This is a genomic window from Enterobacter sichuanensis (assembly GCF_009036245.1).
GTDB lineage: Bacteria > Pseudomonadota > Gammaproteobacteria > Enterobacterales > Enterobacteriaceae > Enterobacter > Enterobacter sichuanensis.
Genome location: NZ_CP027986.1, coordinates 2,989,102 through 3,009,403, shown reverse-complemented (window position 1 = coordinate 3,009,403; position 20,302 = coordinate 2,989,102). Strand labels below are relative to the sequence as shown.

Annotated in this window: 16 protein-coding genes, 1 tRNA gene and 1 pseudogene; 5 read left to right on the top strand and 13 right to left on the bottom strand. The window is 58.8% G+C overall.

Annotation, left to right across the window (positions count from 1 at the left end; genetic code table 11):
- Window positions 1-40: 40 nt before the first annotated feature.
- A pseudogene (locus tag C1N69_RS14570) lies at window positions 41-244 on the top strand (Rid family hydrolase); the annotation flags it as partial.
- Window positions 245-327: 83 nt separating this feature from the next.
- On the opposite strand, the gene C1N69_RS14565 reads toward C1N69_RS14570, so the two are convergent.
- The 6 genes from C1N69_RS14565 to C1N69_RS14540 all read right to left on the bottom strand — a co-directional run bounded on the left by C1N69_RS14565 (window position 328) and on the right by C1N69_RS14540 (window position 8,537).
- A tRNA-Asn gene (locus C1N69_RS14565) sits at window positions 328-403 on the bottom strand.
- 167 nt (window positions 404-570) lie between these two features.
- Complete coding sequence (locus tag C1N69_RS14560; protein ID WP_155031438.1) at window positions 571-2,760, bottom strand: TonB-dependent siderophore receptor; 2,190 nt, start codon at window positions 2,758-2,760, stop codon at window positions 571-573.
- A 26-nt stretch (window positions 2,761-2,786) separates the two neighbouring features.
- Complete coding sequence (locus tag C1N69_RS14555; protein WP_059385169.1) at window positions 2,787-4,112, bottom strand: lysine N(6)-hydroxylase/L-ornithine N(5)-oxygenase family protein; 1,326 nt, start codon at window positions 4,110-4,112, stop codon at window positions 2,787-2,789.
- Complete coding sequence (gene iucC / locus C1N69_RS14550) at window positions 4,109-5,851, bottom strand: IucA/IucC family protein (RefSeq protein ID WP_155031437.1); 1,743 nt, start codon at window positions 5,849-5,851, stop codon at window positions 4,109-4,111. The genes C1N69_RS14555 and iucC overlap by 4 nt, the downstream gene beginning before the upstream one ends.
- Window positions 5,848-6,795 carry a GNAT family N-acetyltransferase gene (locus C1N69_RS14545; RefSeq protein ID WP_155031436.1) on the bottom strand — a complete coding sequence of 316 codons (948 nt, stop codon included), beginning with the start codon at window positions 6,793-6,795 and terminating at the stop codon, window positions 5,848-5,850. Before C1N69_RS14545 ends, iucC begins: the two co-directional genes overlap by 4 nt.
- Window positions 6,795-8,537 carry an IucA/IucC family protein gene (locus tag C1N69_RS14540; RefSeq protein WP_155031435.1) on the bottom strand — a complete coding sequence of 581 codons (1,743 nt, stop codon included), beginning with the start codon at window positions 8,535-8,537 and terminating at the stop codon, window positions 6,795-6,797. The genes C1N69_RS14545 and C1N69_RS14540 overlap by 1 nt, the downstream gene beginning before the upstream one ends.
- Window positions 8,538-8,675: 138 nt before the next feature.
- Here C1N69_RS14540 and C1N69_RS14535 point away from each other — a divergent pair, with 138 nt between their 5' ends.
- On the top strand, window positions 8,676-9,887 hold the full coding sequence (locus C1N69_RS14535) for an MFS transporter (RefSeq protein ID WP_155031434.1): 1,212 nt from the start codon (window positions 8,676-8,678) through the stop codon (window positions 9,885-9,887).
- Here C1N69_RS14535 and mtfA read toward each other — a convergent pair.
- From mtfA to C1N69_RS14520, 3 genes are all read right to left on the bottom strand, one after another.
- On the bottom strand, window positions 9,884-10,681 hold the full coding sequence (mtfA, locus tag C1N69_RS14530) for a DgsA anti-repressor MtfA (protein ID WP_047959006.1): 798 nt from the start codon (window positions 10,679-10,681) through the stop codon (window positions 9,884-9,886). The genes C1N69_RS14535 and mtfA overlap by 4 nt on opposite strands.
- Window positions 10,682-10,892: 211 nt before the next feature.
- Window positions 10,893-11,384, bottom strand: a complete 492-nt coding sequence (locus C1N69_RS14525) for a hypothetical protein (RefSeq protein WP_146086292.1) — start codon at window positions 11,382-11,384, stop codon at window positions 10,893-10,895.
- A gap of 29 nt (window positions 11,385-11,413) precedes the next feature.
- Window positions 11,414-11,959: a chorismate mutase gene (locus C1N69_RS14520; RefSeq protein WP_155031433.1), complete on the bottom strand. Its 546-nt coding sequence runs from the start codon at window positions 11,957-11,959 to the stop codon at window positions 11,414-11,416.
- Between the two features lie 278 nt (window positions 11,960-12,237).
- Here C1N69_RS14520 and C1N69_RS14515 point away from each other — a divergent pair, with 278 nt between their 5' ends.
- The 3 genes from C1N69_RS14515 (at window position 12,238) to C1N69_RS14505 (ending at window position 15,960) form a co-directional block, all read left to right on the top strand.
- Complete coding sequence (locus C1N69_RS14515) at window positions 12,238-13,443, top strand: conjugal transfer protein TraF (protein WP_155031432.1); 1,206 nt, start codon at window positions 12,238-12,240, stop codon at window positions 13,441-13,443.
- A gap of 31 nt (window positions 13,444-13,474) precedes the next feature.
- Window positions 13,475-13,744: a hypothetical protein gene (locus C1N69_RS14510; RefSeq protein ID WP_059385162.1), complete on the top strand. Its 270-nt coding sequence runs from the start codon at window positions 13,475-13,477 to the stop codon at window positions 13,742-13,744.
- Between the two features lie 80 nt (window positions 13,745-13,824).
- Complete coding sequence (locus C1N69_RS14505) at window positions 13,825-15,960, top strand: autotransporter outer membrane beta-barrel domain-containing protein (RefSeq protein WP_155031431.1); 2,136 nt, start codon at window positions 13,825-13,827, stop codon at window positions 15,958-15,960.
- Between the two features lie 42 nt (window positions 15,961-16,002).
- On the opposite strand, the gene C1N69_RS14500 is transcribed toward C1N69_RS14505, so the two are convergent.
- Genes C1N69_RS14500 through cheZ form a run of 4 tightly spaced genes read right to left on the bottom strand, consistent with a single transcriptional unit; the run spans window position 16,003 to window position 20,302 of the window.
- Complete coding sequence (locus C1N69_RS14500; RefSeq protein ID WP_104557512.1) at window positions 16,003-16,410, bottom strand: flagellar protein FlhE; 408 nt, start codon at window positions 16,408-16,410, stop codon at window positions 16,003-16,005.
- Window positions 16,407-18,500 (bottom strand): flagellar biosynthesis protein FlhA, encoded by a 2,094-nt coding sequence (flhA, locus tag C1N69_RS14495; RefSeq protein WP_155031430.1) that lies wholly within the window; start codon window positions 18,498-18,500, stop codon window positions 16,407-16,409. The genes C1N69_RS14500 and flhA overlap by 4 nt, the downstream gene beginning before the upstream one ends.
- Window positions 18,500-19,645 carry a flagellar biosynthesis protein FlhB gene (gene flhB / locus C1N69_RS14490; protein WP_155031429.1) on the bottom strand — a complete coding sequence of 382 codons (1,146 nt, stop codon included), beginning with the start codon at window positions 19,643-19,645 and terminating at the stop codon, window positions 18,500-18,502. The genes flhA and flhB overlap by 1 nt, the downstream gene beginning before the upstream one ends.
- A gap of 18 nt (window positions 19,646-19,663) precedes the next feature.
- Entirely contained in the window at window positions 19,664-20,302 is a 639-nt protein-coding gene (gene cheZ / locus C1N69_RS14485; protein WP_155031428.1) for a protein phosphatase CheZ, read from the bottom strand.

Genomic DNA, 20,302 nt, shown 5'->3' with positions numbered 1-20,302 from the left:
TGCCGTTTATCTGATTCAGCATATGAGGGAGTGGTTTCATGTTCTCGCGGCTGCGGGCTGCACGTTCGGTGATGTGGTTGACGTGACCCTCTTTGTCGTCGATCCCGAGACAAACCTCGACGCTATCTGGAGTATCCTGCCAGAATATTGGGGGGAAGCGCCTTACCCTACGTTGACCGGGATCGGCGTGACGTGGCTTTACGGATTCCAGTTTGAGATTAAGGTGATTGCCAGGCTGCCCTGAGTGTTAGGGGCTTTCCGCCACCCGGCTAATTTTCCGACCGCAGAAAAGCAAAAAGCCTGCTTTAAAAGCAGGCTTTTCAAATTTGGCTCCTCTGACTGGACTCGAACCAGTGACATACGGATTAACAGTCCGCCGTTCTACCGACTGAACTACAGAGGAATCGTGTGAACGAGGCGCATAGTAACGACCTCAGTACGCCTTGTCAAAGGGGGAAAACACCCTTTTTGATCGTTTGCCGACAATTTCAGCAAATCGCTGATTTTATAGCAAAATCGCGGTGAAATTACACAGGAAGTGCGCCGCCCGCAGGCAGGCGGCGCGATGACTTAGAACAGGACGGAGTAGTTCAGACCAAACGTGCGGCCACGGCCTTTATAGGTATACAGACCCGGTGCGCCATACGTTGGGCTATACAGCCCCGGTGCGCGCTGTCCCCAGGCGGTGGTGTAGTCTTTGTCCAGCAGGTTTTCCACGCTGAAGCTGACTTTACCCACCGGCAGGGCGTAGCTGCCAAGGAAGTCGACGGTGTTATAGCCATCGATCTTCTTGCCGTCGGCATCAGAGACGTCAAAGGTCTGCGTACTCTGCACGCGCAGGGTCCAGTCGCCCGGTGCCCAGTTGACCCAGGCGCTGGCTTTCGACGGGCTGGCGCTGTCAACCGTCAGCTTCTCCCATTTGCCGTTTTCACGGGTTTCGGACTTAATGGCGTTGAAGTTTGCGCCCGTGCTCCAGTCGCTGTCGGTGAAGAAATAGTCCACCTGACCTTCCACCCCGTAGATACGACGCTTGTCGTCTTCGAGGTTAATCGTCATGTCCGTCTTGTTGATGGTGATGGTTTTATCCGAGAGCGAGTAATAGGCCGCGACCTGCGTACGCAGGTTATCCCCGGTATAACGCCAGCCCAGCTCATACGCGTTGACCTTGATGCCATCCAGTTTCGAATCGTTCACGTTCACGCTGTTAACCAGACGATAGTGCCCGTCGACAAGCTGATAGGTGCCGGAGCCGTAATATTTCGCCAGGTCAGGAATTTCGAAGCCCTGAGAGAAGTTAAACCACAGCTGCTGCTGTTCGGTCAGGCGGCCAAGGATCCCGGCGTTAAACAGGAAGTTGTTGTAATCCGTTTTCCCACCCGGTACCGCATCGGCAGAGGTGGCCTTGCCGGTGGCGATGGCCTGCTGCTGGGCGTAACCGACAAAATCATCCACCTTGTTTTCGGTGTACTGGTAGCGCACGCCGCCGCTCAGGGTAATGGCGTCAATGTCGTAGCTCGCCTGCAGGAACGGGGCGAGGTTGGTGATGCTGTAACCCGGATAACGGCCCACGTTATAGGCGTTGTCGAGCTTCATGCCGCCGCTCGCCGCCGCTTTGCTCAGGTCGAAGAACTGCTGGTTGGCATCGAAGGTTTCGTGATCGGCATCCACACCCCAGGTCAGCGTCAGGTCATCCACCGGTTTGCTGTTCAGCGTCAGCTTGCCGCCGTAAAAATCGGTTTTCTGCTGGGAGGCGCCAATGCTGGTCACCGCCCCTTTGCTCAGGGTCGGGAACGGGTAGTAGGTCAGGCTCTCATCACGATAGTAGATCTGCGCAACCAGGTCCTGACCCCAGAAATCGGTATTGGAGTACTGCAGGTTAATCAGATGGCGCTCGGTGCCGGGAATACGGTCAGAGTCCAGGTTGTTTTTGTTATACGCCGTGGCATCACCCGTTACCGCCGAGAAGTTCTTCCCGAGATACAGGCCGTGCTTGCCGTCGGATTCGCTCTTGTAGTACTGCGTGGTTAACTGCAGCTGCTGGTGATCGTCAATGTTGATGGTGCCCGTGCCCATCACATCAATACGGTCGGAATATTGTAAGCCGGTCTGGGTGTTATCGATAATCACCTCGTCGCCCTTGCCGTCATACCAGCCGCCGTAGCGCTGATAGGAGACCGACAGACGGCCGGACGCGTTATCATTCCCGCCGCTGACCGCCGCCGACACGTTCTCATCGTAATCGTTATGGCTGTTAAAGCCGCTTTTGGCACCGGTCTGGAACTCAACCTCAGTCTCCGGCTGGCCTTTTTTGGTGACGATGTTCACCAGACCCCCGGTACTGCCGCCGCCGTAGAGCGAGGTGGCGCCGGAGATCACTTCGATACGGTCGATGTTGAACGGATCGATCGAGTCAAGCTGACGGCTGTCGCTGCGGGACGAGTTCAGACGTACGCCGTCCACCATCACCATCATAGAACGGCCGCGCAGGTTCATACCGTAGTTGGTACGCCCCTGGCTGCTGACGTCCATGCCCGGTATCAGCTGCGCCAGCACGTCTTTAATCTCTTTTCCCCCCTGAACCTGCTGCTCAATTTCAGCCCGCTCAATAACCCAGGTGGTCTGCGCCATCTCCGCCACGCTGCGGTGCGCGCGGCTGGCGGAGACAACGATATTTTCTTCCTTTTGTTCTTCTGCCCACGCAGAGGTAGAAAGCATTGCAAGCAAGCACGGATTTAAAACCCAAAGATGAGAACGTTTCATTGTTATGTTGATCCTGAATGTGTGTGTCAGTACTCAGTCGTTTTGGCTAACGATTTAAAAACCTGGCTGCTCTCCGGGCTGGCGGTGCTGCGCCAGTGGATCACGCCGGGGGTAGTGGCCAGCTCAAACGGCTCGTCGCCGTGCGCGCGATTCAGAATTCGCGCTGCACGCCAGGCCATCAGGCTGAGCTGGGGTTCGGCAATGCCGAGACGGTGCATCCCGGCATTCACGGCAAACAGGCGATTGCTCTGCGGGCCGTCCCATTCAAGGGTGAAATCGTTGTTGATACAGAAGGCGTCGTCTGTGTCCAGATGGAGGCGGTGAGACAGCGGCGCGAGGAACGCCGGCTGTACGGCACGGTAACCGGTGGCAAAAATCACCACGTCGCTCTCCAGCTGCTCGCTACCGCCGTCGAGGTGATGCTGTATGCTCAGCCGCTGCCCGTTTTGCAGCCGCGTCAGCGCGGTCACCGAGCGGGACGGCATCAGGTGCGCCCAGGGTTTCTCACGCAGCACTTCAAAGCGGTGGTACATGGCGCGGTAAATGGCCAGCAGGGACTCGGTGGTGATCCCGTCGGAGGTCATCTTCTGCTCGTGCAGCATCTGGCGACGGGCCTCTTCACCGAGCGTGGAGAAGCTGTCCACGTACTCCGGCGTGAAGTACTCGTTGGCAAATGCGGCCTCATCCAGCGCGTTGTAATTGTTGCGGCGTGACACCCAGTTCAGGCTCAGCGGCTGTCCCCATTCCCCGCGGAAGATATTTAAAAACAGGTCGGCGCCGCTCTGCCCGCCGCCGACGATAGTCACGCGCTTGCCCGCAAGATCCGGCGTGCGCAGCATCATCTCGCTGGCGTGGAAGCAGGTATCGTCCTGCACGGTGACGCAGTCGGGCAGATTGATCTGTTTGCCAATCCCCACGCAGACATGGCGTGCCAGGAAGCGATCGCGCTGGGTTACCACCTCAAACAGGCCGCTGTTCTCATCAAAACTGACCTGCTGCACCTGCTGGCTGAAAGCGAGGTTGGTGAGGTTTTCCGCCGCCCAGCACAGGTAATCGGCAAACTCTTCGCGAGAGACGGTGCGCTGCTCGGTGGTCAGAAAGCGGTAGAACTTTTTACGCTGCACCAGGTAGTTGAGGAAGCTGTGGCGGTTGGTAGGCTCCACGGCGCTGACCAGATCCTTCAGGAAGCTGGTCTGCATGTGGCAGTCCGGCACCATCATTCCCGGGTGCCAGGAAAAATGCGGTTTACGCTCAAGAAACAGCGAGCTAAAGCCGTCCAGCCCCTCTGCGAGGGCGGCGATGCTGAGGTTAAACGGGCCAATACCAATGCCGATGAAATCATAGGTTTTCATTGCGCTGACTCCCGGGAGACCAGAAAAAGAGGGTTATCAAGATCGGAGACATAGTTGGGCAGCATGCGGCTACCGCCGTCGTGTTCGGAGAAGGTCAGTTTGACCGGGTTGAGGATCACGCGAATGATCTGCGGTCTGAAGAGATCGAATATGGCGAAGCGCTCCGCCAGATCCGGGTGCGCAGCCATATAGCGCTGCAGCACGCCGGCGAGGATCTGGTAGAAACGCGTTTCGCTGACCCCGCTTTGCTGGGTAAGACGCGAGATAAACCGCAGCACCGTCACAAAGTTGCCGGTTTGCAGGTCGTGAATGATGTAATCCGCGCTCAGGCGCGCCGTGACGGCTTTCACCTGCTCCGGCAGGCTCTGCGCCTGCGGGAAATCCTCATCCACCAGGCGCATATCACCCTGGAAATCCTTCAGCAGGATGCGCTGTGGGACGTAATCTTTCATCACCAGCGTCACGTTCTGCCCGTGGGCGATGAGCGCCACCCCGTAGCGGCACAGCAGGTGATAGAACGGGATCACCGTCGCCTCAAACAGCGTTTCCAGCCACGCTTCGGCGCTTAACCCCGAGCGTGTGATCCACGCGTCAATCAGCGGACGCCCGGCGTTGTCGGTCTCCATCAGCGCCGCCATCAGCACCGCCTGTTCACCGTCCTGCAGATAGCAGGAGGGGTTTTCCCGCCAGATCACGCCCAGCATCTCCTGGTAGCGATAGGGCGCTTTCGGCAATGCGGCATAACCCGGATGCGAGAGATACCCCGCCGCTGGTTCGCCAAGCACCTGCGCGCCAGAGCGGATGAGGGTGGCGTCGCTGGTGAACTGCTGCTGTAACCAGCGCGATGCCAGCGGCCCAGCAGCAATGTACTTGCCCGGAATACCGCGATAGCAGGAGGTGTTGTAGATGGTCAGCGGCAGCTTGATGTCATATTTCGTGCGGCGGCTGGCGTTGGTCAGCGTGCGCAGGGACTGCTGCGCCAGGTACTCATCGCCAAACTCGCCCAGCTCCACCATCTCACCGCGCGCCAGCTGTGCCAGGAAATGAATGGCGATCTTCTGCTGCCACTGCCACGGGTGCAGCGGCACAGGCAGCCAGCTGTCGTCGAGCCCCAGCGCCTGCCAGCGGGTGTCGAAGCGGGCGCGCTCGGCGTTGTCCATGGCGCTGGCCAGCAGATTGTGAATGTCGCAATCGGCGTCGCTGCTCCAGACCAGTTGCTCGCGCTTAACGGCGACCCAGTGCAGGTGAAAACGCCCGCGGTATTCCGGCGCGTACTGGCGCAGCGCATCCAGCCCCCAGCCGCGGCGTCCCTTGTTAAAAATAAACTTCGGATGGCCGCTCATCAGACACTGCAGTTCGTCCGGGTCGAGGTGGATAAGCGCGTCGGCATCCAGCGCTTCACGCGCCTGCAGCAACTGAATATCGCCCCGCAGCGTGGCGTAGAGATCTTCCAGATGCTCTGCCGTTTGCGCATCGCTCATCTCCAGCACCGTGGCCAGCTGCAGCAGCGCGCTTTCGGCTTCAATGGTCGCGCCGCTCACGGCAGTCAGGCTGTTCGGGTCGATATGCAGCCAGCCCCAGATCCCGCGCGTGGCGTGAAACTGCCAGGTTTCGCTGCCCATGGTGATTTGCCAGCGGTCCGTGTCCAGGGACTCAGCGCGCAGGGTGCGCTCGTATTCCAGCTCGGCGAGGATCTTCGCCACCATCTCACGGTTCACTTTTTGCCAGAGTGCGTTCACAGGCCCACCTCGCTGAAGAAGCGGTGACGCTCGCTCATGATGAGGCGCGAACGCTTGTGCGGGAAATCGAACTCTTTGACGGTGTCGAAACCGGTGGTAGCCAGATGGCGGAACAGGCGCTGGTTGTCGAAACGTGGCTCGGCGACAATCCGCGTGGTGCGCGGTTCATCCATAAACAGATAGTGGCTCAGGCCGCGCAGCCAGCTGCGGATATACTGCGCGCCGCGCCAGTTCTCTTCCCCGACCAGCATATGCAGCCCGCGGTCAAACGGCTGCCAGCGATAGTGGCGACCAATACGATCTTCCGGCGCCCAGTAAAGCTCAAAATAGCCGAACGGCCGATCGTCAAAGCAGCCGATAACCGGATAGCAGTACGTCGAATCGAGCTGACGGCGCAGGTAGTTCTCCTGCTCGGCCTGCGGGCCGGCCATCTCCCAGAAGGCATTGACGCGTGGATTGTTCATCCATTGGGTAAAACGTTCGCCGTCCAGCGCCACGTCCGCCACGCGGAAGCTCAGGGAGCGTTTAATCTGCGGATCGTAACGGCGATAGACTTCGCCCTGCGGGCGGTGAGGGCGCAGCGGGAAGTAGAGCTGACGGCTCTCATCGAACTGCATACCACCGCTGGCCTGCGGACGTTCGCCTTTAAGCCACAGCGGCAGCTGCCAGAAGGACGCACGGGCCAGATAATCCCCGTGAGCCTGGCGAAACAGCGCCTGCGCCTGGGGTTCATCCTGCCAGACTGCCCACGGCAGCGTGATGCCGGTCAGCGACGGTGCGGCGACGAACAGCTGATCCAGCGCCTCGACCAGCCAGCCGTCCGGAATGTCATTCATACGCTCAAGCACCGCGCTGCCGTCGAGACCCAGGCTCAGCGGAAGAGATTTATCAGTTGTGGTGCAGCGAAAGCCGTAGCCGGAATGGACGATATTCGCGTTAGCCATCACGCCTTCTCCTTGTAAAACGGGTTGCTAAAGTCGAAATAGATCACCGCCGGGTCGGCAATGGTGTTTTCGTTGCGATCGTGCAGGTAGCAGAAGAAATTGCCTTTGCAGTTCCAGGTCGGGCTGTCGAGCACGTAGTCAAGACAGCGGGTCTGCTTCGCGGTCTGGCGCAGTCCGACCAGTGCATCACGCACCCGGATCATCAGGCTCTCTTCGCTGTCGAAACCGGCAGCGGCGAGGGCGGCGGTGACGGCGAGTGTGGAGTTGAGCAGCAGGTAATAGGGGAAGTAGCGCAGCAGCTGGCTTTCGCCAAAGCGGTTTTCCACCTCGCTTTCACCCGCCTCCTGTAGCCATGCATCAGCCCCTTCGGTCCAGGCGCTGCCCTGGCAGTCACGGTAGATAAGCCCGACGGGGAAATCCTGCTGCATCTCAACGAGGATATTTTGCTGGTGTGCCAGCAGCACCAGACCGTAGTCCGCCTCGGCGCTGAACAGCGGGAGGAGCACGCGGTCGCAATAGGCGTCCAGCCAGCAGCGCGCGGCCTGGGCTAGCGGTAAATCCAGCCGCTGGCTGAGACGGCGCACCGCCGCGGCCAACAGGCTATCACCGCCGTCCGGCGCGGCCTGCGTCAGGCTCACCAGCACGTTGGTTTGCGTATCCGGGGTATCAAACAGCAGGTTGATACGCAGGGCCATCAGGCTCTCTTCCTGTATGGTGCCGCTTTCGTCACGCAGACCCGCCCAGCCGTCTTCCTGCATGACGCGCATGGTGGGGTAGCGCGCCTGGAGTTCCTGCCAGCGCGCCGTCTTCGCCAGACGCGCCAGGCGCATCCCGCGCTTAACTTCTTTCACCGACAGTGTGCGCACCGAGTTGGTCAGGCGCACGCTGAGGGAAAACTTAATCATGTCGCTGTTGGTTTCGCTGTACAGCGAGCGGGAAGAGCTGGTCGGCAGCCATTGCGCGCCCGCTTCGCCCAGATCCTGCAGAGCACCCTTCGTCACCAGCCGCTGGCACCACGCCTGCTCCAGCAGATACTCCGCCTGCCATGGATGCATCGGCAGCAGCCAGCGAGTGTCGGTGAAGTGGCCGAGCAGCTCAGGCGCGCTCTGGGCGGCGAAGCGCAGCAGGCGTTCGCGCAGGGAGACGTTCAGGCTGTCGCCGGCAATCAGTTCGCTCTCAACGGCAAACCAGCGCAGCGGGAAGCGGGAGGCGAAATCGGGCAAATAGCGACGCGCTTCGGCTTCGTTAAACGGCTCGTGCGATTTCGGGGCCGGGTGAAACGCATGCCCCACCAGCAGCGCCTGTTCCGCCTCGGCGAACGTCAGCGGCGTGTCGCGCAGGGTTGCCCAGCGGTGACGCAGGTCGATCGCCTGCCAGGTGTGGGCATGGCTTTCGAGGACGCGCTGTTTAAAACGCGCCAGCGTATCGGCATCCAGTGAGCCTTTTACAGAGGGTTTTTCAAGAATTAAATCAACCAGTTGAGGGAAAGTGACGGCGTCACCATGGTCGCTGTCGCTCTGGATAAGCGTTGCCGGGAAACGGTACTGATGATGCTGGGTTGGGGAAAAATAGTGTACTGAAACCCGAATGGCCTGGGTTGGCGAGAGCGGGATATGGATCTGCGATAACGCATCCGCGCAGGTCGCGGGGAAATAGCGCCAGTCCTTCGTTTCGCGCAACAGGGCGTTTAAAAAACACTGGGCCGCAACGTCTGTACCGGCAGAGCGGGGCAGAGTACGCATAGGTGTACCTCATTCCATGACTGATAATAATTCTCGTTATGATATTCATTCTGTTTACAGTCGCAACTATTTTTGCAATATTTGTTTTCATAAAGTTCATGATTTCCACACATTTATTGACACTATGTTCACAATTCTATGCGCTCACTTTCTGACACTCTGACGGACAATCTCACCCCGAAAGCGAACTGGCCCCTGGCATTGTGTGCAGGTTTATTAGGGATCGGACAAAACGGTTTGCTGGTGATGCTGCCGCAGCTGGTCACCCTGACCGGACTCTCCCTCTCCGTCTGGGCGGGTCTGTTGATGTTCGGATCGATGCTCTTTTTACCGGCCTCACCCTGGTGGGGACGCCAGAGCGAGCGGCACGGCTGTAAAAGCGTGATGCTGGCCGCGCTCAGCGGCTATCTGGCCAGTTTTGTCGTCATGGCGCTGGTGGTCTGGGCGATGGCCGCCGGGAGGCTGGATACCGTGTGGGGGCTGGCGGGGCTGGTCCTCTCGCGAACGCTGTACGGCCTGACGGTCTCCGGGCTGGTGCCTGCGGCCCAGACGTGGGCGATTCAGCGTGCGGGGCTGGAGAAAAGAATGGCCGCGCTGGCGACAATCAGCTCCGGTCTCAGCTGCGGGCGTCTGCTTGGCCCGCCGCTGGCGGCGATGATGCTCAGCGTTAACCCGGTGGCGCCGCTGTGGCTGATGGCGATCGCGCCGTTAATCGCTCTGCTTTTGGTGCTGCGCGAAGTCGCCGATCCGCCGCTGCCGCCGGTGGCGCACCAGTCGACCCGGCTAACCGCAGCAATGCTGCCGTTCCTGCTGCTGGCGCTGCTGCTGGCGGCGCTGGTGAGTCTGATGCAGCTTGGCCTGTCACCGCATCTTAGCCCGTTACTGAACGGTAACGCCCGGGAGATTAGCCATCATGTCGCGGTCCTGCTGAGCCTGGCCGCGCTGGCCACGCTCGCTGCGCAGTTTCTGGTGGTTCGCCCGCAGCATTTCAGCCCGGTCACCTTGCTCTGCCTGGCGGCGGGGCTGATGGTTGTCGGCCTCGGGGTGATGTGTATTGCGGATGTCGCGCTGTTCTACGCGGGGATCGTCATCACCTCGCTGGGTGCGGCCATGGCGACGCCCGGCTATCAGCTACTGCTGAACGACAGGTTGACGACAGGGAAAGGGGCGGGGGTGATTGCCACCAGCCATACGTTAGGCTATGGCGTCAGTGCGCTGCTGGTGCCGCTGATGACGCGTGTATCCGGTGAGTCGTCGTTAATCGTGGCCGCCTGGGGAATGGCGCTGCTGTTTTTGGCCCTGAGCGTAGGGGTATGGTCAGCTGAGCGTACCCCGGCCGGCAGGCGCTAGTGGACCTGGCGGACAGACGCGCCGCCAGACTCCTCATGCTGCCTTAGACGCTTAAGTGGATCCTGCTGATAAAAGTGGCAGAAACGCTGCCACAACGCCGGGAAACGGGGCGCGAAGAGCTCGGGTGCGCTGAAGAAATACTCTGACAGCACCGCAAAACACTCGGCGGGATCGGTCGCCGCATAGGCATCGATGCTGGCCGCGCTTTCCCCCACCAGGTCAATTTCGTCCTGGATGTTATCCATCGCCGCATGTAGATCGTGCTCCCACCCCGCGACGTCGCGAAGCGGGATCAGCGGCACGCCGCTGGCGCGATCGCCGTTGCGGGTATCCAGCTTATGCGCCACCTCATGAATAATCAGATTAAAACCGGACGCGTCGAACGAGTCCTGAATATCGAGCCAGTTGAGGATAATCGGCCCTTGCTGCCAGCTTTGCCCGGACTGCACCACGCGCTGGTTATGCACCAGCCCGATATCATCTTCCCACTCGTCATCCACCACGAACGGCGCAGGGTAGATCAGCACTTCGTGAAAACCGTCCAGCCACTCAATACCGAGTTCAAGCACTGGCAGGCAGAACAGCAGGGCGATGCGCGCACTTTTATGGGCATCCAGCTCAAACCCCTGCAGCGGGACCAGCCGCTTTTGCTGCAAAAAGCGATCCGCCAGCTGAATCAGCTTTGACTGTTCATCCGGCTGGAGACTGGCCAGCACGGGGATCGCCAGCGCGTCATCCCACGGCAGCGCCGCATGTTGACCAGCATCATTTGATTTCCAGGGCCACTTAATCATCGCTTTGCTCGCAAACTCGTCACGTGAACAAAATTGAAAGGTCAGGTTAACATGCCAAAGAAACCGGCATGAAGGCAACTACAAAACGTTGAGATGTCGGAATGGCAGAAGAGGCCAGCCTCTCCGCCATTATTCAACCATTTATCCCGTTTCCTTTCAGTGACAAATCTCCCAATGAGAACATCAGGTGAGGAAAGTCTGTAGCCGACGGTTATTGGCTATTTTCCAAAACAAATACGTTTTGCTCTCCGTTAACATACGTCACCTGCAGCCAGGTGTGATGCTCATCATTTGCGGGTCGGAGATCGCTGATTAGCGCTCCGCCGCCAAGCGAGAGTGTTTTAACATATGGAGTGGCTGAGTTTTTATTAATCGCAATCCACGAACCGGTCCGGCAGGCATTTGCGGAGTTGTTGCACAGGAAGGCAAAATAGGGACTATCGATCATCATATTATACTGGCTGAGTTTGTCCCCACTGCGGATCAAGACTTTTTTGCCATTATTTCCGCAATTTTCACAAAGCATACGGCCATCCTGTGTTCCGGAAAGCGTCACTTTGTAGGGCAGTGGCGAACTTTGTGGGGTGAAAAGGGCGCTATTTTTTGCCGCGGGCTTGTGTTCAGACGCGCTACAGGCTGACAGAACCAGCGTTATCATCAGGAGTGGAAAAACGGACAGGCCTGAGGTTCTTTTCAGGATCAATGGTTGCTCCTTTATTCTCTTCAAACGGGTTATTGACGACGTTTAATCTTCCCGAGCGCGTCAATCAGTTGCGCCTTCTCCAGGTCAGAGATCTGCTTATCGTCCAGTAATCGGGCCAGCATACGGTCCTGCTCTTCACCAAACCCACCACCGGTCAGGATTTGACGGCTAATCAGATTCAGGATCGTATTATCCAGTTGCAGAATTTGTGCTCTGACTTCTTTCAATGGACGGGGCTGCCACGCTTTTTCTGGCTGTAAACGCCAGCGGTCAAGGTAGCGATACTGGATATTTTTACTGATGGCCATCTGCGTCTGGACAAACGCGTCAATACTCTGCGGATCCAGCATGGCGTCACGGGCAGCGCTCTGCGCCTTCAGGAGCACATTTTTTTCTCGCGGGAGATCCTCAACGGGAAGGTGGTTCGCCGCTTTATAGCCTGCCACATCCTTCATCACGTCGAACCGTGTATTTAAGGCCTCTGCCAGCTCAGGCAGGGTTGCGGCTTTTACGGACGTGGCCAGAGAAGAGCCACACATTAATATTGATGAAACCACGACAGCGAAATAGCGCACGGTTATTCTCCCGGCAATAATAATGAGAAATCTATTATGGCAGCCTGTTTTTTACAGGCAATCCTTTATCACGTTAATAAGCGATGACAATTGTAAGCATTTCGGGTGATGAAGGGATAAATAATTTATTCTGTTCACTAAAGTCGTAAATAGTAGAAAGGTCTTTAAGGTTATTGCCAGATAAACAGATTGAACTTCCTGATAGCATAATAAAGAGCAATTTATACCACACGCAATGTGCGCTATCACGCGCCACTCAATATGACTCTGGAAATAAAATGAAAACGAATATTATTATGCGCAGCCTGTTAATTGCAGGGTTTAGCGCGACAGTCCCTTTTGCCTCTGCTTCTTATAACGGTTTTGATGCCCGCAGCACCGCCATGGGGGGCACCGGCGTGGCGTCGGCACACTTTGGTGTGGCGCCACTGGTCAACCCGGCCCTGCTGGCGACCTCGCGCTCGCAGGATAAAATCAGCTTGATCGCACCGTCCCTCGGCGCGCAGGTCAGCGATCCGGCCAACCTGATTGATGGTTTTGATGATGTCAAATCGGCCTGGGACAGGCTGGAAAGCGCCATGGGTACCGGCAATGAGGCGCAGGCCGCAGGTAAACTGGGCGAAATGGTTGCTGGTCTTTCCGGGGAAAATGCTTACGCGAATGTCGGGCTGGCGATGGTGCTGGCGGTGCCGGATGATTCACTGCCCATCGCGCTATCCGTTAACAGCTGGGCGAAGGGCAATGCCCGTGCGCTGGTCAGTCAGAGCGACCTGGAGTATCTCGAAGGCGTTGCCAATGGCTCCATTATTCCGGTGAAGGAAGATCTGGATAACCTGACCTCCCGCGCCGAAGGGATGGCGGCGCTGGTCACTGAATACGGCGTGTCGATTGCCCATCCGTTTACCGTGGGGGATATTCCTGCAGGTGTGGGGTTCACGCCGAAGATCCAGCGTATTGAAACGTGGAACTACAACGTTGCCATCAACAACTATGACAGCTCCGATCTGCGCGATGGCAACTGGCAGCACCAGACCATGAGCGCCAACATCGACGCCGGTCTCTTTGCCTCGCCGACCCCAGGCTGGATGGTGGCGCTTTCCGCGCAAAACCTGTTTGAAAACCGCGTAAAAACCCGAGAGGTAAACGGCTATCAGCCTGCCTTTGTGATCCGTCCACAGCTCACCGCCGGTACCGCCTGGCAAACCGGACCGGTGACGCTGGGGGCCGATATTGACCTGACGCCGGTCAGCAATTTCCAGTATATCGACAAAAACCAGTACGCGGCCTTTGGCGCGGAATGGCGCACAGCCGACTGGGTGCAGCTGCGGGCGGGCTATCGTCTGGATATGCGCGGCAATGACCGCCGCGTGGTGACGGGCGGTGTCGGGCTTTCCGCCGGTGAGGCCATGCAGTTTGACTTAACCGCCCTTGCCGGACGCGACCGCACAATTGGCGGTGTCGCGCAATTTACCTTCTACTTCTGACAGATCCAGGGTTTGTGAGACAGGAGACGCTATGGAGTGGCGGGTTACAGATGTTATAGAGTTAGCGGCCGTGCAGCGCTATGCGCTTATTCTGTGTGCTGAGCAGTTAAAGCTGGTGGCGGTCATTACCTCCTCAGCACCTGTTACTGCGGGCGATAGGCTTTATCCCGTGCAGGATGCAAAATATCTGATTAATAAAGACGAACATAAAGTCGTTAAGATAATCAGCGCTGCTGCATTTACCCCTTTGCGCTGGAAAACGTTACAGGCGCAATCGGATTTGGACGTTGCAGCGTATTAAATTTTAGCCAATGGCCTTTTCACCGATGAATAAACAGAGAGGAACTCCTCTCTGTTTATTCCTCATCAGAAAGGCAATTCATGAAACCGTTATTTTATTTTTCGCCGCTTCGCAGGGCGATCCTCGTCACACTGCTTGGCACCGCCGGTGCTTCCTCTGCCGCCACCCTCATCGAAAAAGACACCCTTATTGATGGCCGCTCCCCCAGTAATGAAGACTATCAGGTTCAAAATGGCGCGACGCTAACCGCAAAGGATGCGGTTGTCGGTAAAATGACCATTTCTGATGGCCATCTGGCCATGGATGGCGGGCAGGTTAATGGCTTCCTGACGCTTCAAGCTGGCAGTACGGCAACTATTGATAATGCTCACGTTAACGTCGCCGCATTGATGGGGGACACCCGGCTGCGCAACACGACGATCGCATTCCAACTTATTATGTATGATGCGCAATTAGCCGCGGCACAAATCCGCGCGCGGCAATTCGCGGCGAACAATGCAGAGGTCATCGTCGAGAACAGTGTTATTGCCAATAGCGATGAAGTCTTCACCGGGGCAGTTGATTTTAATGGTACTCACGGCACGTTTATCGGTAGCGCGATTAAGGGATATGCGTCCGGTATATACCTTAGTGGCAATAACAATGTCAGCCTGGACAGCTCCAGCGTTGGAGCGGTAAACGGCCCGGCGTTTATGGTCAGCTCGGGTAGCCAGACTATTCTCCTGACAAACGGTAGCACCGCTGGCTCCGATACCGGGGAACTTCTGACCGCCAGAAAGGGCAGCGAAGTCTCCCTGTCGCTCAACGCCAGCCAGGCCGCAGGCACTGTCCGTGCGGAAGAAGGCGCTGTGGTTGACGTCGCGCTCAGCAACGGCAGCCATCTCTCCGGCGCGATGACGAACGTCAATTCCCTGTCGGTGGATAACACTTCTCTCTATGAAATGACGGCTGACTCCGATATCAAATCCCTTTCCATGGCGGGCGGAACGGTGAAATTTGCCGCAGGAGAGGAGTACCGCACCCTGACGCTCGGCACGCTCTCCGGCAGCGGCCATTTTGTGATGAATGCCGATCTCCTCACGGGCGAAGCCGATCTTCTGGATATCACCGACAGCGCCTCCGGGAAACACACTCTGCACGTGGCGGCCAGCGGTCGCGAGGCCGGTCACGACGCGCTGACGCTGGTGCGTACCGGCGGCGGTGATGCTGAATTTGCCCTGAACGGGGGACGCCTCGACGTGGGAGCCTGGCAGCATACGCTGGTGCGTAATGGCAATCAGTGGGAGCTGGTACAGGCGGCAGGTTCAACCTCCGCGTCTACCGATGCGATGTTGTCGATGGCGTCCGCGCCACAGTTTATCCACGAGTATGAAATGAACGTCCTGCGCGCGCGTCTTGACGACACCCGCACCCGGCCGCAGTCCGGCATGTGGGGCACTGTGCTGCACAGCCGCAGCGATGTCGACGGCGCCTGGGGTTCCGCCTACCGCCTGGAACAAAACGGCATGATGCTGGGCGGCGATAAGGTAACTTCTCTGAATGCAGGGGATCTCACCACAGGGGCCTGGCTGAGCCAGTCAACCGGTCAGGTTAAACATGCCCGCGGCGGCCAGAGCCGTGTCACCAGCTACGGTGGCGGTCTGTATGCCACGCTGAACTCGGCTAACGGCTGGTACACCAGCGGCTCCGCGCAGATTAACCATTTCGCCAACAAGCTGAGCGCCCGCATGAGCGATGGCGCAACGGCGCGTGCCGACTGGAACAGCTGGGGATACGGACTGGGTCTGGAAGCGGGTCGTCACATCGCCCTGAGCGATGCCACGCGTCTGACGCCGTTTGCCGGGCTCGACGGCTGGATGACCCCGTCTGAGCACGTCAAACTGAACAACGGGATGACGGCGGAAACCGGCGACGGACGTTCACTGCAGGCGCAAGCCGGTCTGCGTGTGAGCACGCGTCTGGAGGCCGGTGAGGTGCAGGTCATGCCTTATGCGACGGCGGCCCTGCGTCAGGAGCTGGTCAAAAACGGCAGTACGCGCATTAACGAAACCTATGACTTTACCAACGACTTCACCGGAACGGGTGGCACATTCACGGGTGGTATCAGCGTGAAAGTGACTCCGTCAACCGAGGTCTGGCTGGATGCGAGCTACGCGAAGAGTGAGCATGTTGAGTCGCCGGTGGTGGGAAGTGTCGGCCTGCGCGTCGATTTCTAAGTTGTACCGCAAGCATGACCGGTTCGCCGGTCATGCTCGGGCTCAACCGCGGTTCCGGTAACTCACCGTAACCTGATTACTCAGCACCGTTAACGGGGCGTCAAGACGCCCGCCCGCCGTGGAATAATACTCGAAACGAAATGGCCCGCCTGCTGGCATACCGGCTGGCAGACGCTGCTCGCCGGAAAAACCGGAGAGCGGCAGGCAGCGTGCCTCGCTGCACAGGCGGATGCGAAACCCCGGCGGGGTCAGTCCATGGGTCGTGATTTTCCAGTGTACGCGGGCGGCCACGGCCCCCGCGGGCAGGGGAGAGGGGCTTTGCACCGGTTTGCTCTTCAGCACCTGCTGGCCCCGCGTCATCGTGCCGCCAAAGCTGCTGCTGCTCCAGGATCCGTCCGCCGCCATGACCAGCGGTGAGATCAGAAGTAGTCCCGCAGCCCATCGCGTCATCCTTTCCCCCCAATCAGATAGGTCATCCGCACGTTGCGCTGGGTATTAATCTCCTGGCTCGAAAGAACCGCCAGCTGCGGGAAGATGCGGCGCAGGTAGCGCGACAGCATCAGGCGCAGGGCCGGGTTCACCAGCAGCACCGGCGGCGCGCCTAAGCCTTCCTGGTGCTGCAGCGCCTGTTCGGTCTGCTTCATCAGGTTTTCGGCAATGCCTGGCTCAATCGCGCTGCCGCTCTGGGTCGCCTGGACCAGCAGCTGCTCCAGGGAGAGATCCAGACCAATCAGCTGAATATCGCCCTCCCCCGGGAACCACTGCTGGGTGATCGCCCTGGAAAGACGCGCCCGCACGCGGGTGGTCAGCTCATCGGCATCGCTCTGGGCGGTGGCAAACTCCGCCAGCGTATCGATGATGGTGCGCATATCGCGGATCGGCACGCGCTCGGCCAGCAGGTTCTGCAGCACCTTGTGCAGCGTGGTCAGGCTGATAACCGCCGGAATGAGATCCTCCACCAGTTTCGGTGAGTGTTTGGTGATCTGGTCGAGCAGCTGCTGCGCCTCCTGACGGCCAAACAGCTCCTCGGTATGGGTGGAGATCAGATGGTTGAGGTGCGTTGCCACCACCGAACTCGGGTCAACCACCGTGTAGCCCAGCGTCTGCGCCAGTTCGCGATGCACTTCGTCAATCCACAGGGCAGGCAGGCCAAAGGTCGGCTCGGTACACGGGGTGCCGGGGACTTCGCCCTCTGCGCAGCCGGGGTTGATCGCCATCCAGCGATCCGGTTGCACGTCGCCTGAACCAATGGTGACCCCTTTAAGCAGGATGCGGTAGTGCGTCGGGGCCAGATCCAGGTTGTCACGAATATGCACGGCAGGGGGGAGGAAGCCCATCTGCTGGGCGAACTTCTTGCGAATGCCGCGCACGCGGGTCAGCAGCTGGCCCTGCTGCTCGTGATCCACCATCGGGATCAGGCGATAGCCCACTTCCAGACCCAGGGTATCTTCCATTTGTACGTCAGACCAGGTGGCTTCGTGCACCTGCGCCACCTCGGCTTCCGCCGCGTCGGCGTCGGTCTGCGCGCCACCGGCTTTTTTCGCGTCGCCTTCACGGCCGCGCAGCCACCAGGCGACGCCCAGCAGCGTGGCGGTAAACAGCAGGAAGACGAAGTTCGGCATGCCGGGGATCAGCCCCAGCAGACCAATCACGCCCGCCGCCAGCACAATCACGCGCGGAGAGGTGAACAGCTGGCCCACCATCTGCTCGCCCACATCCTGATCGTTGGCCACACGGGTCACGACCACACCGGCCGCGGTGGAGATCACCAGGCCCGGGATCTGAGCCACCAGACCATCACCGATGGTCAGCAGGGTGTAGGTTTCACCGGCCACGCTGGCGGACATGTCGTGCTGCATCACGCCGATCACCAGACCACCAATAATGTTGATCGCCATAATCAGCAGCCCGGCGATGGCATCACCGCGCACAAACTTACTGGCACCGTCCATCGAGCCGTAGAAGTCCGCCTCCTGCGTCACCTCTTTACGGCGGCGTTTGGCTTCCTCTTCGCCGATCAGGCCAGCGTTTAGATCCGCGTCAATCGCCATCTGCTTGCCCGGCATCCCGTCGAGAGAGAAACGTGCGCCCACTTCCGCAATACGTCCGGCACCCTTGGTGATCACCATAAAGTTAATGATGATCAGGATGATGAATACGATGATACCGATGGCGAAATTGCCTCCCACCAGGAAGTGGCCGAACGCTTCCACCACCTGACCGGCCGCTTCTGAGCCGGTATGGCCATTCATCAGGATCACGCGCGTGGAGGCGACGTTCAGCGCCAGCCGCAGCAGGGTGGAGAACAGCAGTACCGTCGGGAATGCGGAAAACTCCAGCGTGTTCTGGGTAAACATGGCGACCAGCAGGATCATGATCGACAGCACGATGTTGAAGGTAAACAGCAGATCCAGCACGAAGGTCGGCAGCGGCAGGATCATCATCGCCAGGATGGTCATGATCAGTACCGGCCCGGCCAGCACCTGCCACTGGGTTTCCTTCATGTTGGGTAATCGTAATTTGGTGGCGATATTGGCCATCACTCTCTACTCTCTTGTGCAAAATCCATTCCCGCCGGAACGGGAAGATCTTTAGGTGTCAGCGGACGTAAGCCATAGCCCTTACGCCAGCGCTTCAGGCCATAAACCCAGGCCAGGACTTCCGCCACCGCGCTATAGAGCTCGGCGGGAACCGGTGAGCCGGGGTCACAATGGCGATACAGGGCGCGCGCCAGCGGCGGTGCCTCAAGCATGGGAACCCGGTTCTCTTCGGCCAGTTCGCGGATGCGCAGGGCAATCAGCCCGCTACCGCTGGCGACCACCATCGGCGCCCCCATGGCGCCTTCCTGATACTTCAGGGCCACCGAATAGTGGGTCGGGTTATTCACCACCACGTCAGCGGTGGGGACATCGGTCATCATTCGCTGCTGCGCCATCTGACGCTGCAGCTGGCGGATGCGACTTTTAATCAGCGGGTCGCCTTCCTGATTTTTGAATTCGTCTTTGATTTCCTTCAGGCTCATGCGCAACTTCTTAAAGTTGCTCCAGAGCTGGTACACCACGTCGAACGCCACCATCGGGATCAGCGATAAGATGATGACCAGCATGCAGCCCATCAGCAGGGCGCTGATATCACCCAGCGCCAGGCGCAGTGGCTCATACATCAGGCTGATAAATTTCCCTTTGTTGAACCACAGGAACAGCCCGCCACCGATGCCCGCCAGCGTCACCTTGAGAATGCTCTTGACCATTTCCGACACCATTTGCGCGGAAAAAAGACGCTTGATGCCGCTGATCGGGTTGAGCTTTTTGACGTTGAATTTGAGGGCCTTGGCGCTCATATTCAGGCCGCCAATCAGCGACGGCGTGGCAACGGCGGTAAGAAACAGCCCGCCGACGAAGGGCAGCAGGGCCAGAAACGCCATCCCCAGCAGCGATCCGGCGTGATACAGCATCTGTTGCGGGTCGCTGACTAACAGCCGGTCAAACGTCAGACCGTTATGCAGCAGTTGCTGCAGCTGTTTTGCCAGCCAGCCGCCCGCCACCAGCAGCAACCCCCAGCCTGCCAGCAGCATCAGGAGGCTTGTCAGTTCGCGCGATCGGGGAACCTGTCCCTCTTCGCGCGCTTTTTGCTTTCGGTGGGGTGTGGGGTCTTCTGTTTTTTCGCTGTCGTTTTGTTCTGACATGACATTCGCCCGGCGGGATTAGAAGCCGAGTGACTCCAGCAGATCGTCCACCTGCTCCTGAGACGCCACAATGCCCTCGGCGCGGGTATCGATCTGCGGACCGTTTTTCAGGTGCGCATCACCGGCAGCGGCGCTGGCGTCGCGTTCGCTCATGTTTTCCACCAGCACGCTGATCAGTTCCTTCTCCACGGTCTCGATAACGTGCATCAGGCTTTGCAGCACCTGGCCGGTGAGATCCTGGAAGTCCTGCGCCATCATGATTTCAGTCAGCTGGCGGTTGGTCTGCTGGGTCTTTTCCGGCACGTCGTGCAGAAACGCGCGGGTGGCTTTAACCAGCTCGCGGGCATCGTCCAGCGGCTGTGGATTGTCAAACCACGCATCCCAGCGGGCGCTGAGCGCGGTGGCGTTATCGCTCAGCCCTTCCTGCAGCGGGCGCGCCACCTCGACGCTGGTCAGCGCCCGGTCGGCGGCCTGCGAGGTCTTACCCACCACATAGTTCAGGCGGTCGCGGGTGTTCGGAAACGCGTCCGCGACTTCCATAATCGCCTGTTCCAGACCGAGGTTGGCCATGCTGTCGCGCAGCAGACGGGTCAACTGTCCGATGCGAACGAAAATCTCAGTGGCGTTATCCGCCTGCATGTTTAACGGGGAGTTCAT

What these genes read in the sequence shown, in the direction of transcription:
- C1N69_RS14560 (WP_155031438.1), bottom strand. Translation starts at nt 2,760, where the DNA reads ATGAAACGTTCTCATCTTTGGGTTTTAAATCCGTGCTTGCTTGCAATG.
- C1N69_RS14555 (WP_059385169.1), bottom strand. Translation starts at nt 4,112, where the DNA reads ATGAAAACCTATGATTTCATCGGCATTGGTATTGGCCCGTTTAACCTC.
- C1N69_RS14545 (WP_155031436.1), bottom strand. Translation starts at nt 6,795, where the DNA reads ATGGCTAACGCGAATATCGTCCATTCCGGCTACGGCTTTCGCTGCACC.
- C1N69_RS14540 (WP_155031435.1), bottom strand. Translation starts at nt 8,537, where the DNA reads ATGCGTACTCTGCCCCGCTCTGCCGGTACAGACGTTGCGGCCCAGTGT.
- C1N69_RS14535 (WP_155031434.1), top strand. Translation starts at nt 8,676, where the DNA reads ATGCGCTCACTTTCTGACACTCTGACGGACAATCTCACCCCGAAAGCG.
- mtfA (WP_047959006.1), bottom strand. Translation starts at nt 10,681, where the DNA reads ATGATTAAGTGGCCCTGGAAATCAAATGATGCTGGTCAACATGCGGCG.
- C1N69_RS14515 (WP_155031432.1), top strand. Translation starts at nt 12,238, where the DNA reads ATGAAAACGAATATTATTATGCGCAGCCTGTTAATTGCAGGGTTTAGC.
- C1N69_RS14510 (WP_059385162.1), top strand. Translation starts at nt 13,475, where the DNA reads ATGGAGTGGCGGGTTACAGATGTTATAGAGTTAGCGGCCGTGCAGCGC.
- C1N69_RS14505 (WP_155031431.1), top strand. Translation starts at nt 13,825, where the DNA reads ATGAAACCGTTATTTTATTTTTCGCCGCTTCGCAGGGCGATCCTCGTC.
- C1N69_RS14500 (WP_104557512.1), bottom strand. Translation starts at nt 16,410, where the DNA reads ATGACGCGATGGGCTGCGGGACTACTTCTGATCTCACCGCTGGTCATG.
- flhA (WP_155031430.1), bottom strand. Translation starts at nt 18,500, where the DNA reads ATGGCCAATATCGCCACCAAATTACGATTACCCAACATGAAGGAAACC.
- flhB (WP_155031429.1), bottom strand. Translation starts at nt 19,645, where the DNA reads ATGTCAGAACAAAACGACAGCGAAAAAACAGAAGACCCCACACCCCAC.
- cheZ (WP_155031428.1), bottom strand. Translation starts at nt 20,302, where the DNA reads ATGAACTCCCCGTTAAACATGCAGGCGGATAACGCCACTGAGATTTTC.